This is a genomic window from Actinomadura graeca (assembly GCF_019175365.1).
GTDB classification, from domain to species: domain Bacteria; phylum Actinomycetota; class Actinomycetes; order Streptosporangiales; family Streptosporangiaceae; genus Spirillospora; species Spirillospora graeca.
Map to the genome: position 1 here is coordinate 1,936,968 of NZ_CP059572.1, position 11,959 is coordinate 1,948,926.

General features: G+C 75.3%; 9 protein-coding genes. 4 read left to right on the forward strand and 5 right to left on the reverse strand.

Going from position 1 to position 11,959, the window contains the following annotated elements:
* Nucleotides 1–34 precede the first annotated feature (34 nt).
* The 4 genes from AGRA3207_RS08925 to AGRA3207_RS08940 form a co-directional block, all read right to left on the reverse strand.
* Complete coding sequence (locus tag AGRA3207_RS08925) at nucleotides 35–1,684, reverse strand: thiamine pyrophosphate-dependent enzyme (RefSeq protein WP_231334089.1); 1,650 nt, start codon at nucleotides 1,682–1,684, stop codon at nucleotides 35–37.
* A 5-nt stretch (nucleotides 1,685–1,689) separates the two neighbouring features.
* Nucleotides 1,690–3,000: an MFS transporter gene (locus tag AGRA3207_RS08930; RefSeq protein ID WP_231334090.1), complete on the reverse strand. Its 1,311-nt coding sequence runs from the start codon at nucleotides 2,998–3,000 to the stop codon at nucleotides 1,690–1,692.
* Between the two features lie 124 nt (nucleotides 3,001–3,124).
* Nucleotides 3,125–4,615 (reverse strand): aldehyde dehydrogenase, encoded by a 1,491-nt coding sequence (locus AGRA3207_RS08935; protein ID WP_231334091.1) that lies wholly within the window; start codon nucleotides 4,613–4,615, stop codon nucleotides 3,125–3,127.
* Nucleotides 4,616–4,645: 30 nt separating this feature from the next.
* Entirely contained in the window at nucleotides 4,646–5,857 is a 1,212-nt protein-coding gene (locus AGRA3207_RS08940) for an FAD-dependent monooxygenase (RefSeq protein WP_231334092.1), read from the reverse strand.
* Between the two features lie 175 nt (nucleotides 5,858–6,032).
* Here AGRA3207_RS08940 and AGRA3207_RS08945 point away from each other — a divergent pair, with 175 nt between their 5' ends.
* Nucleotides 6,033–6,782: an IclR family transcriptional regulator gene (locus AGRA3207_RS08945; protein ID WP_231334093.1), complete on the forward strand. Its 750-nt coding sequence runs from the start codon at nucleotides 6,033–6,035 to the stop codon at nucleotides 6,780–6,782.
* A 124-nt stretch (nucleotides 6,783–6,906) separates the two neighbouring features.
* Nucleotides 6,907–8,208 (forward strand): HEAT repeat domain-containing protein, encoded by a 1,302-nt coding sequence (locus tag AGRA3207_RS08950; RefSeq protein ID WP_231334094.1) that lies wholly within the window; start codon nucleotides 6,907–6,909, stop codon nucleotides 8,206–8,208.
* Between the two features lie 64 nt (nucleotides 8,209–8,272).
* On the opposite strand, the gene AGRA3207_RS08955 is transcribed toward AGRA3207_RS08950, so the two are convergent.
* On the reverse strand, nucleotides 8,273–9,418 hold the full coding sequence (locus AGRA3207_RS08955; RefSeq protein WP_231334095.1) for a serine hydrolase domain-containing protein: 1,146 nt from the start codon (nucleotides 9,416–9,418) through the stop codon (nucleotides 8,273–8,275).
* A gap of 187 nt (nucleotides 9,419–9,605) precedes the next feature.
* Between AGRA3207_RS08955 and AGRA3207_RS08960 the strand changes: the two genes are divergently transcribed.
* Nucleotides 9,606–11,168: a molybdopterin-dependent oxidoreductase gene (locus tag AGRA3207_RS08960; RefSeq protein ID WP_231334096.1), complete on the forward strand. Its 1,563-nt coding sequence runs from the start codon at nucleotides 9,606–9,608 to the stop codon at nucleotides 11,166–11,168.
* A gap of 48 nt (nucleotides 11,169–11,216) precedes the next feature.
* Nucleotides 11,217–11,849, forward strand: coding sequence for a fasciclin domain-containing protein (locus tag AGRA3207_RS08965; protein ID WP_231334097.1), 633 nt, complete (start codon nucleotides 11,217–11,219; stop codon nucleotides 11,847–11,849).
* The last annotated feature ends 110 nt before the right edge of the window (nucleotides 11,850–11,959 follow it).

Here is an 11,959-nt window from a genome sequence, read left to right on the forward strand (position 1 = left end):
TTCTCTCGCGCTCTTATCGCGGCCCGAGAGCCCGTCATCCGTAGGCCGGGTCGGCCGCGACCTCGACGTCCAGCAGCAGGGGCGCGTCCCGCCCGGCAAGGCCCGGCACCACCTCGGCCAAAACCCGTTCCAGCTCCCCGTACGAGGTGATCCGCCGGGCCGGGCAGCCGAGGCCCTCGGCGATCGCGGACACGCGGACCTCCCCGAACGACGGCCACGGCGGCGCGGCGTGACCAGCCTGCTCGGCGAGCCGGTCCATGATCGCGTAGCCGCCGTTCGCGAGGACCACGAACAGCACCCCGGCCCCGTAGTGCGCCGCGCTCCACAGCCCCTGGATCCCGTACAGCGACGAGCCGTCGCCCAGGACCGCGATGACCGGCCGGTGCGGGGCGCCGAGCTTCACGCCGGCGGCGGCCGGAAGCCCGAAGCCCAGCCCGCCCGCGGCGGCGCTGAGGAAACCCAGCGGCGCCCGGGCGGGCACGCGGCGGTGGAGCTCGGGGCGGCTGGACGGGGTCTCCTCGACCAGGACCGCGTCGGCGGGGAGGAGCCGTGCGAGGAGGTCGAACACGTGCGCCGGGCGCAGCGGCCCGCCCGGTGCCGGCACCTCCGCGGGCGCCACCGGGGCGCGGCCCGGCCACGCCGCCTCCCGTGGGGAGATCCGTCCCGCGACCTCGCGGCACACCTCCGCCGGGTCCGCGATGACCGCCAGGTCGGCGACGCTGTTGTGCGCCTCGTCCGGGTAGGGCGTCACCTGGAGGACCCGCATGCCGTCGGGCACCAGGTCCCCCGGCTCGCGCGGGTACTGGCGGAACACCGGGGCGCCGACGACCAGCAGGACGTCGTGGGCGGCGAGCGCGGCGCGCAGCGCGGAGCGTCCGGGCGGCAGGTGACCGGCGAACGCCGGGTGGTCCTGCGGGAAGCCCGCACGCGCGCCGAACGGCTCTTGCCAGACGGGCGCGCCCAGCCGGCCCGCGAGCGCGGCCAGCGCGTCCCACGTGCCGGGGTCGTCCGCGCCCGCACCGGCGACGATCACGGGCGCGCGGGACGCGCCGAGCGACTCGGCGATCCGCGCGGCGCCCTCGCCGCCCGGTACCCGCGGCCGGCACACGGCCACCGGGGCGGCGTCGCGGCCGGGGCCGGCGGGTGCGTCCCAGTCGTCCATGGGGACCGCGACCAGCGCCGGGCCACGGGCGGTGACGGCCTCGTGGTGGGCGCGCGCGAGGGCGCCGGGCACGTCCTGCGCCCGCACGGGCTGGTGCGTCCACACGGGGTACTCCCCGGCGAGACCGGCCAGCCTGCCCGCGAGGAACGGATCGTGCGCGAGGTGGCGGCGGTCCTGCTGGCCCACGAGGACCACCAGCGGCGCCCGGTTGGCGCGGGCGGTGGCCAGCGCCGCCACGGCGTTCCCGAGCCCGGCGGTCGTGTGCAGGTTCACCAGGGCCGGACGGTCCCGGGCGAGCGCCCAGCCGGTGGCCAGCCCGACGACCGGGCCCTCGTGCAGCGCCAGCCGGAAGGTCATGTCGCCGGGCAGGCCGGTCAGGAACGGGATCTCGGTCGATCCGGGATTGCCGAAGACGGTCGTCAGCCCGAGGCGCCGCAGCACCTCGAACGCGGCGTCGCGCACGGTGGGAACGGCGGGAACGGTGGGAACGGCGGGCCGCCCCTCCGCTGATCGATCCTGCATCATCGTCACCCTTCGCTGGCTCGCCGGTGGTGGGGCATCGGGACCGCGACGGCGTCCACCGCCCGCCGCCGGGGTACGAGCAGCACCAGGCCCGCGGCGATCACGGCCGGGATGGCGAACGCGTAGAAATGCCAGTTCGGCCCGAGCACGCCGTCCTGCACGGCGGTCACGACGAGGCCGCCGAAGACGGGGCCGATGATCGCGCCGATCCGGCCGACCGCCAGCGCCCAGCCGAGCGCGGTCGCGCGCGCCGCCGGGGGGTAGTGGCCGCCGACGAGGGCGTTGACCATGGTCTGGCTGTTCGCGCCGAACCCGGCGACGGCCGTGAGGGCCAGCAGCGGCGCGACCGACGGCCGGGTGGCGAACAGCAGCACCGACACGGCGGCGACCGCGAACGCCCCGCAGACCACGGCGCGCTCGCCGACACGGTCGGCCAGGGCCGCCGCGGCGATCACCCCCGCCACCGCGCCGGCGTTGAAGACCAGGAGGAACGTCAGCGACGAGCCCATCGAGTAGCCGTTGTCGCGCATCAGCTCGGGCAGCCAGGTGTTGAGGCCGTAGACCAGCAGCAGGCCGATCAGCGAGATCAGCCAGAACAGCAGGGTCTTGGGGAGGTTGCGGCGGGAGAACAGGCAGCGGATCGACTCGAAACCGCGCGTCCCGAACGGGGCGCCCGCGCGCGGGGCCGCCGCCGTCCCCGCGCCGCGGCGCGCGGCGAGGTAGGCGACGGATTCCGGGAGCAGCTTGTAGGCGGCGGGCACGACGAGCACCAGCGGCGCCGCGCCGAGGAAGAACATGACGCGGAACCCGGCGGACGGGAGCACGACGAGGGCGGTCAGGGCGGCGAGCACCCCGCCGGCCGAGTAGCCGGAGAACATCAGCGCGTTGTAGAGCTGGCGGCGCGCGGCGGGGGCGTACTCGATCGTCAGCGCGATCGCCGTGGGGACGACCCCGCCGAGGCCGAGCCCGGTCACGAAGCGCAGGAGCCCGAAGGTCCAGGGGTCGGGGGCGAGGCCGGTGAGCGGCATCGCGACGGAGAACCAGACCAGGCAGCACAGCATGATCCGGCGGCGGCCGACGAGGTCGGTGAGCGTGCCCACCACCAGCGCGCCGACCAGCATCCCGGCCAGCGCGAGGCTGCCGATCCGCCCCACCTCGGCGGCGGTGAGGTCCCACGCCCGGTGGCGCAGCAGGCTCGGCACCACGGTGCCGTAGGTGATCAGGTCGTACCCGTCGAACACGACGGTCGCCCAGCAGATCGCGAGCACCCGGCGCGCGCCGCGCGCGCGTTCCGGGCCGGGGTCGTCGAAGGCCATCGCTCTCTCCTCGCTCGGACATCGGGAGCGGCCGACGCCAAGTCCATTGAATGGACGGCCCGTTCCCCCGGCGGCCCGTCCTGGCCCCCCGGCGGGGCGCGATCGCCCGGCCGGGGGTCGTCTCTCAGAAGGGGTAGTGCCGCGGGCCGGACTGGACGGTGATCCACCGCAGCTCGGTGAACTCCTCCAGCGCGGCGCGCGACCCGAACCGCCCCCACCCGCTCGCGCCGACTCCCCCGAACGGCATCCCCGGCTCGTCGTGCACGGTCGGCCCGTTGACGTGGCAGATCCCCGAGCGGACGCGCCGGGCCAGGTCCAGCGCGGTCGCGGCGTCCCGGCCGAACACCGCCGCGGACAGGCCGTACTCGGTGTCGTTGGCGACCTCGACCGCCCGGTCCGTCCCGTCCACCTCGATGATCGACAGCAGCGGGCCGAAGGACTCCTCGGAGTAGACCCGCATCGCGGGCGTCACGCCCCGCAGCACGGTCGGCCGCATGTACAGCCCCTCCGCGTCACCGCCCGCCAGCACCTCGGCGCCCTTCTCCCGGGCGTCGTCGACCAGCTCCAGCAGGCGGTCCCTGGCCGCCCGGTTCACCATCGGCCCGAGCTGGGTCGACGGGTCGTCGGGCGGCCCCACGACCAGGGCCGCGGCCCGGACGGCGAGCCGCGCGGCGACGTCGCCGGCGACCGCGCGGTCGACGATCAGACGCTCGGTCGACATGCAGACCTGCCCCTGGTTCAGGAACGCGCCGAAGACCGCGGCGTCGACGGCGGCGGGCACGTCGGCGTCGGCGAGGACGAGCATCGGCGCCTTCCCGCCGAGCTCCAGCACGGTCCGGGTGAGGTGCCGTCCCGCGATCTCGGCGATGATCCGCCCCACCCGGGTGGAGCCGGTGAAGTTCACCCGCGTGACGGCGGGGTGGGCGACGAGGGCCTCCACGATCTCCGGCGCGTCCTCCGGGGCGTTGCTGACCAGGTTGACCGCGCCGGGCGGCGCGCCCGCGTCGTGCAGCACCTCCACGATCGCCGCCTGCGTGCACGGGACCTGCTCGGACGACTTGAGCACCACCGTGTTCCCGTACGCCAGCGGCATCGCCAGCGCGCGCACGCCGAGGATCAGTGGCGCGTTCCAGGGGGCGATGCCGGCCACCACGCCGGCCGGCTGGCGCACCCCCAGCGCGGTGAGTCCCGGCACGTCCGAGGGGATCACCTCCCCGATGGCCGAGTACGCCTGGGCGGCGGCCTCGGCGAGCATCCCCCGGGCGACGGACACGTTGAACTCGCACCACGGCCGCGCCGCGCCCATCTCCAGGCACATCAGCGACGCGAGCGCGTCGGCCCGCTCAGCGAACAGGGCCGCCGCGCGCTCCAGGACCTCGCGCCGCCGCGCGGGGGGCCACCCGGCCCACGTCGCGAACCCGTCCTCGGCGGCCTCCACGGCCCGCCGGACGTCCCCGGCCGACGCCGCGGCGACCTCGGCGATGGGCTTGCCGGTCAGCTCCGACCTGGTCAGGACGGTCCGGCCCTTCTCGGCGGCGCTCCAGCGGCCCCCGATGAACAGTTCGCTCGTGCGGCCGGCCGGCGCGCCGGGACGCGCGTCATCGGTGGCGGTCATGGGATCTCCTTCGGTTGCCGGCGCGGGCGGTCAGCCCGCGGCGGGCTCGGCGGCCATCGCGACGTCGGGGTCGTACTCGTAGATCCAGCCGTTGGTGACCAGCGGGTCGGTCTCGGTGAAGGACGTGTCACGGGCCCGCTGCCCGGGTCCGTCGGGAAGGTGGTTGATGTCAGAGCGCGCGTGGCTGACCGCCTGCAGCCGGGTCGTGCGGGGCAGGCGCAGCGCCTCGTAGCGCCGCAGCGCCCGGGCCGGGTCGGCGGCGTCCTCGGCCAGGCAGCGGGACAGGACGGCCGCGTCCTCGATCGCCTGCGCGGCGCCCTGCGCGAAGAACGGGAACATGGGGTGCGCGGCGTCGCCGAGGAGCGTCACCGGCCCCCGGCTCCAGCGCGGCAGCGGCGCGCGGTCCAGCAGCGCCCACCGGCCCGGCGTCTCGGCGGCGCGGATGAGGTCGACGAGCCGCGGGTCCCACCCCTCGAACTCGCGGAGGAACTCCCCGACCGTCGCCCGCGCCGTCCACGACTCCACCGAGTCGTCGCCCGCCGGGGCGAAGGCCACGAGGTTCACGAACCGGCCCTCGGAGATGGGGTAATGCACCAGGTGGTGGCCTGGACCGATCCACAGGGTCTGCGCGCGCCGCCGGGCGAACGACGGCGCGCGGTCGCCCGGCACCAGGGCGCGGAACGCGCACAGGCCGGAGAACGCGGCCGGCCGGGGGTCGGCGACGACGCCCCGGACCACCGAGTGGACGCCGTCCGCGCCGATGACGACGTCCGCCCCGGCCACCTCGCCGTCGTCGAACCGCATCGACGGGCGCCCGTCCCGCACGGTGACCTCCGTGCAGCGCCTGCCGAGCCGGACCGTGCCCTCGGGGACGGCGCGCCGGATGACCTCCAGCAGGTCGGCGCGGTGCACGGTGTAGGTGTGCTCGCCGTAGAGCCGCTCGCAGGCCGTCGCGAGGTCCTCGGCGGACAGGATCGTGCCGTCCTGCCAGCGCCGGAACTCCCAGCCGACGTCCAGCCGGACGGCGCTGCGCAGCAGCGGGCCCATGACGCCGAGCCGGCGCAGCAGGCGGGCGGCGTTGGGCGCCACCACGAGCCCCGCGCCGACCTCCTTCAGCACCGGCGCCTGCTCGTACACCGTGCTGCGGAGGCCCGCGCGGTGCAGGAAGGCGGCGGCCGCGAGGCCCCCGATCCCGCCGCCGAGGATCGCGATCTCCGGTGTCCTGACCTTCGCCCCGAGCATCTGAGTTCCCGACTCCCGCGATCGTCCCCGCGTCCAAGCTGACGACGACATGCTGCCCGTCCGGCCGCCTTCACGGCGTGGAGATGGCCATCCTATGAACATCGTGGGCTACCATCGCAGGTCAGCCGACAAGGAGGTTCCCCGTATGCCTCGGACGAGCGAGCCCGGGAGGAGCGTGAGCTCCCGCCTCCTGGAGGTGCTGTTCGCCTTCCAGCCCGACCAGAGCGTCCTCAGCCTCGCCGACCTGGTGCGCAGGACGGGGCTGCCGCACGCGACCGTCCGGCGGCTGGCCATGGAGCTCACCGGCGTCGGCGCGCTGACCCGCCGGCACGACGGGCGGTTCACGATCGGGCTGCGGCTGTGGCAGCTCGGCACGCTGGCGCCGCTCACCGAGTCGCTGCGCACCCAGGCGCAGCCCTTCATGGAGGACCTCTACACGGCGCTCCACCAGCACGTGCAGCTGGCCGTCCTGGAGGGCACGGAGGCCGTGATCATCGAGAGGCTGTCCGCGCCGAAGGCACCGGAGCTGGTCTCCCAGGTGGGGGGCAGGCTGCCGCTGCACTGCTCGGGGGTGGGCAAGGTGGTCCTGGCCCACGGCGGCGCCGAGCTCATCGACCGGGTGCTCGCCGGAAGGCTGCGCCGCTACACGCCGCGGACGACGGTCGACCCGGGCGCCCTGCGCAGCGAGCTCGCCGACTGCCGCCGCACGGGCAACGCCGGGGTCCGGGGCGAGCTGACCGCCGGCGCCGACTCGATCGCGACGCGGATCGTGGACGGCGACGGCCGCGTCGTGGCGGCGCTGTCGGTCGTGGTGCGGGCCGGGTCGGTGAACCACCGGGCCGTGCTCCCGTCGGTGATCGCCAGCGGCCTCGGCATCTCCCGCATGCTCGGCTGGAGGCCGGGGACCAAGATCCGCGACCTGTGACGGGGGCGGGCGTCGGCCGTCGCACGCGCGTCCACGGCTTACGGAACGACCGCCCAGGAGCGTTTCTCACCCTTTGCTCGTGAATATCCACCGCGCCCGTGCCGGGCGTGCCACGCTCGGGGCCATGCTGGAGAGAGCCGCGCTGGAGAGACTCGACACCGTCGACTGGGCCGGTCTGACCCACGCCTACGGGTACGCCGCCGATGTGCCCGGCCAGATCCGCCTGCTGCTCTCGGCCGATCCGGACGTACGGGCCAAGGGCCTGGGCGAGCTGTACGGGAACATCTTCCACCAGGGCACCCGCTACGAGGCCAGCGCTCACGCGGTCCCGTTCCTCCTGGAGACGCTCACCGATCCGGAGACACCCGACAGGGCGTCGATCCTCGGCCTGCTCACGTGCCTGGCCGTGGGTTACGGCGAGGAGTACCTGCCCGCCGGCTACCCGATCGCCGAGCATCGCGCCGCCGCCGTCGGCGGAGAGGACCTGCTCGCCGCCGGCAGGGCCTACACGGACGAAGACGATGAAGACGTAGAAGACGAGGAGGAGGACGACTGGGAGACCGAGCCCGCCCTCTTCGCCTACATGCAGACGCTCGACCCCGACGACGACGGACGGCTCGGCGCGTACGTCGCGCTGGCAGCCTACGACGCGGTACGCGCCGGGTTGCCGCTGATCCGCTCCCTGGCCGCCGACGCCGACGCCGGGGTGCGCACGGCCGCCGTCCACGTCCTCGCCTGGTTCCCGGAGGCCGCCGCGGAGAGCAGGCCCGTGCTGGTAGCGGCCGCGGACGACCCGGACCCGGCCGTCGCCGCCACCGCCCTGGTGGCGCTCGCCCTGCTCGACTCCGCGGAGAAAGACCCCTTCCGGGGGGTGTGGGGGGTCGTCCCCCCACAAGAGACCGGCCAGGTGCTGGAGAGCGCGCTGGACGACCCGCGCGACCTGGTGCGCTGGGGCGCCGCCATCGGACTGGCGCGGTTCCGTGGCGGGGACGCGGGTCCCGGCGCCGCCGCCGAGCTGCACGGATGGGTCGGCAGGGACGGCGGGCCGCACGAGGCCGTCCCGTTCCTCGACGGCGATCTGCGCGGCTACGCGGCGCGGTCGCTGCCGCTGCTGGGCGAGGCGTACGCCGACGGCTCCTTCGCCGCCCTGCTGGCCCGCCTGCCGCGGGTGTCGGGGATCGAGGCGCTGCCGGTCGCGGAGACGCTGCTGGAAATGGTGTTCCCGGACCCGCTGCCCGCCGGGACCCCTTTCTCCGACCTGGACGAACGCCAGCGGCGGCTCGTCATCGCCCTCGCGGGCTCCCCCGCGACGTGGCGGCTCGACGGGATGGCCTTCGGCAACTTCAGCATGCTCGTCGGCGGCCACGGCCTGCCGAGCGACCCCGAGGCGATGTCCCACTACATCACCGGGGCGGAGCCCGCCTGATCTCCTCCGGCATCGGCGGGCCGACCCCTTGGGCATGGGCCCGCCGCCCGGCTCGGGACGAGGGTCAGCGAGCGGCGGCGTATCGCCAGAAGTCCTGCATCCACGTGTGCGGGACCGGGCCGTCGGTGGCGACCTGGGCGAGCAGGACGGTCACCGTGCCGGTGGACGGGACGATGTGCGCCGTCGTCCCCGTCCCGCCGACCCAGCCGTACCGTCCGGGCACGTTCCACGGGTCGATCGGGGCGATGTCGACCGCGCCGCCGAAGCCCCAGCCCTGGCCCTCCAGGAAGAGGTCGCCGATCTCGCGCTGCCGGGGGGTGGTGTTGTCGGTGGTCATCAGCCGCACGGACGCGGGCGATAGCACGCGGCGGCCGTCGGGGGCCGTGCCGCCGGCGAGCAGCATCCGGCCGAACGCGAGCCAGTCACGGGCCGTCCCCACCAGGCCGCCGTTGCCCAGCGGGAACTTCGGCAGGGTGCTCCACTGCCCGTCGGGACCGTCGGCCAGTGTCAGGCCGCCCTCCGGGCCGATCCGGTAGGAGCTGGTGAAACGGTCGCGTTTGCCGGGCGGCACCTCGAAGGCGGTGTCCGCCATGCCCAGCGGATCGAACAGCCGGTCGGCGAGGAAATCGGGCAGCGGCCTGCCGGTGACCCGGGTGATCAGCACGCCCTGGAGGGTGGAGCAGGTGTCGTACAGCCACGCCTCGCCCGGGTGGTACAGGAGCGGGACCTGGGCGAGGTCGGCCATCCACTGGTCCGGCGCGGGGAAGCCCGCCGGCTCGCGGCCGTCCTTCTGCACGGAGAACAGCCTCTGGACGGCGGGCAGCGTGAAGTCGGAGGCGAAGCCGTAGCCCGCGCGGGAGTCGAGCACGTCCTGGACGGTGATCGGCCGGGCGGCGGGGACCACGTCCTCGGCCGGGGCGTCCGGGGTCCGGACGACGCGGGGGTTCGCCAGCTCCGGCAGCCACCGGTCCACCGGGTCGCCGAGCGCGATCCGGCCCTCGTCGACGAGCGTCATGACGGCCGCCGCGACGATCGGCTTGGTGATCGAGGCGAAGCGGAAGATCGCGTCCTCGGTCATCGGGGCGCCGCCGACGGCCAGCGCGCCGACGGCGGCCACCTCCACGTCGTCGCCCCGGGCGACCAGGCCCACCGCGCCCGGAACCGAGCCGTCGGCGACATGGCCCTCCAGCAGCCCACGCAGGTCGGTCATGACTCCCCCTTCGTAGCGTGCGATGTAGGGCAGACCAGCGGCCTACCCGAAAGTCATCGGCGCGATGTGCCGATGGCGGGCAGCGGTGTGCCGGTTTGGGTCAGGAGTCGCGGACCTGGTCGCGGCCTATCTGGCGTCGTTCAGAAGTCGCACCCATCCGCTGAGCGTGCGGCCCCGAACACAGGTCGTGACAGGCAGACGATGGGCCGCAGCGTGCGGCGTCCTCGCGGCGGCGGCCGCGCTCGGCGCGGCGGAGCTGGTGGCGGGCGCGCTCGGCCGGGCGGGGTCCTCGCCGCCGCTCGCCGTGGGGGCGGCCTTCATCGACCTGACGCCGGTGTGGCTGAAGGACTTCGCGATCCGGCGGTTCGGTGACGACGACAAGACCGCCCTGCTGATCGGGCTCGGCGCCGGGATCACCGTCGCGGCGCTCGGGGTCGGCCTTCTCGCGCGGCGCAGGCCGCGTTGGGGTCTCGCCGCGATGGCGGCGTTCGGGCTGGTCGGCGTAACCGCGGCGTTGACGCGGCCTGCGGCGGGTCTCATGGACGCGGTCCCCGCCATCGTCGGCGCGGTCGCGGGCACGGCCGCTCTGGCGCTCCTCATCCGCGCCGCGCGGCGCCCCGCCCGATCCGACGGCCCGCGACCTGACAAGACGCAGCCCGACGACCCGCAGAACGACGCCGCCGACGACGGACGGCGGCGGATGCTGCTGATCGGCGCGGGCGTCCTGGGCGCGGCGGCGGCGGGCGGGGTCGCGGGACGGCTCCTGCTGCGCCGCGAGGACGTCTCGGCGGCGCGGGCGGAGGTGCGGCTGCCCGCCCCGGCCAGCCCGGCGACGGACGTCCCGCCCGGGGCGCAGGTGCGGATCCCCGGGATGACGGCGTTCCGGACGCCCAACCGGGACTTCTACCGCGTCGACACCGCGCTCACGCTGCCGCAGGTCGATCCGCGCGCCTGGACGCTGCGGATCCACGGGATGGTGGACCGGCCCGTCGAGCTGACGTTCGAGGAGCTGCTGGCACAGCCGCTCGCGGAGCGCGACATCACGCTGGCGTGCGTGTCGAACCAGGTCGGCGGGGACCTGGCCGGGAACGCCCGCTGGCTCGGCACGCCGCTGGCGGCGCTGCTGCGCCGGGCGGGCGTGCGGGCCGGGGCCGACCAGATCCTGTCCCGGTCGGCGGACGGCATGACGCTGTCGACGCCCCTGGCGGCCGTGCTCGACGGACGGGACGCCCTGCTCGCCGTCGGCATGAACGGCGAGCCGCTGCCGGTCGCGCACGGCTTCCCGGCGCGGCTGGTCGTCCCCGGCCTGTACGGGTACGTCTCGGCGACCAAGTGGGTCGTCGATCTCAAGGTCACCCGCTTCGCCGCCGACCGGGCGTACTGGACGCGGCGCGGCTACGCGGAGCGGGCGCCGGTCAAGACCTTCTCGCGGATCGACGTGCCGAAGCCGCTGGCGCGCGTCCGGGCCGGGCGCGTCGCGGTCGCCGGGACCGCCTGGGCCCAGCACCGCGGCGTCGACGCCGTCGAGTGGCAGGTCGACGACGGCCCCTGGCGGCAGGCGCGGCTGGCGCCCGTGCCGGGCCTGGACACCTGGCGGCAGTGGGTCGCCGAGTGGGACGCCACCCCCGGCTCCCACACCCTGCGCGTCCGCGCCACCGACGGGACGGGCGCGACGCAGCCCGCGGACCGCGTCCCGCCCTTCCCCGACGGGGCCACCGGCCGGCATTCGGTGGTGGTCACCGTGACCTGACCGCGCGCGCACATCGTCCTGAAAGTCCCACCCAGAGGAGGAACCCACATGTACCGCAACCGCATCGCCGCCGGCGTCCTGACCGCGGCGGCCCTGACCGCCGCGCTCACCGCCTGCTCCGGAGACGGCGACGGAGACGGCAACGCCGCCGGGGCGCCGCCGGCCACGGCCGCCCAGACGCCGGCCGCCGCCTCGCCGGAGGCGGGCAAGCCGTTCGGCCCCGCCTGCTCGGCGGTCCCCGCCACGGGCAAGGGCAGCTTCACCGGCATGGCCACCGACCCCGTCGCCACCGCCGCGTCCAACAACCCGGCGCTGTCGACGCTGGTGACGGCCGTGAAGAAGGCGGGCCTGGTCGACACGCTCAACTCGGCGAAGGACGTCACCGTGTTCGCGCCGACCAACCAGGCGTTCGAGAAGATCCCGAAGGCCACCCTGGCGAAGGTCCTCGCCGACAAGAAGACGCTGACGGCCATCCTCACCTATCACGTCGTCGGGGAGCGGGTCGCGCCGAGCGGCCTGGCGTCCAACAGCTTCAAGACGCTCCAGGGCGGCATGGTCACCACCAGCGGCTCCGGTGAGAGCTTCAAGGTGGGCGACGAGGCGAGCGTCGTCTGCGGGAACGTGCAGACCGCCAACGCCACCGTGTACATCATCGACACCGTGCTGATGCCGCCGAAGTAGGGCGGCGGGGCGCGTCCCCGAACGGGGCGGCCGGGCGCGGAGGACCGCCGCCCGGCCGCCCGCCAGATGGACACGTCACCGCGCGCTCGTTCCCGGTGTTTCGCCGTCCG

What these genes read in the sequence shown, in the direction of transcription:
- AGRA3207_RS08925 (WP_231334089.1), bottom strand. Translation starts at nt 1,684, where the DNA reads ATGCAGGATCGATCAGCGGAGGGGCGGCCCGCCGTTCCCACCGTTCCC.
- AGRA3207_RS08930 (WP_231334090.1), bottom strand. Translation starts at nt 3,000, where the DNA reads ATGGCCTTCGACGACCCCGGCCCGGAACGCGCGCGCGGCGCGCGCCGG.
- AGRA3207_RS08935 (WP_231334091.1), bottom strand. Translation starts at nt 4,615, where the DNA reads ATGACCGCCACCGATGACGCGCGTCCCGGCGCGCCGGCCGGCCGCACG.
- AGRA3207_RS08940 (WP_231334092.1), bottom strand. Translation starts at nt 5,857, where the DNA reads ATGCTCGGGGCGAAGGTCAGGACACCGGAGATCGCGATCCTCGGCGGC.
- AGRA3207_RS08950 (WP_231334094.1), top strand. Translation starts at nt 6,907, where the DNA reads ATGCTGGAGAGAGCCGCGCTGGAGAGACTCGACACCGTCGACTGGGCC.
- AGRA3207_RS08955 (WP_231334095.1), bottom strand. Translation starts at nt 9,418, where the DNA reads ATGACCGACCTGCGTGGGCTGCTGGAGGGCCATGTCGCCGACGGCTCG.
- AGRA3207_RS08965 (WP_231334097.1), top strand. Translation starts at nt 11,217, where the DNA reads ATGTACCGCAACCGCATCGCCGCCGGCGTCCTGACCGCGGCGGCCCTG.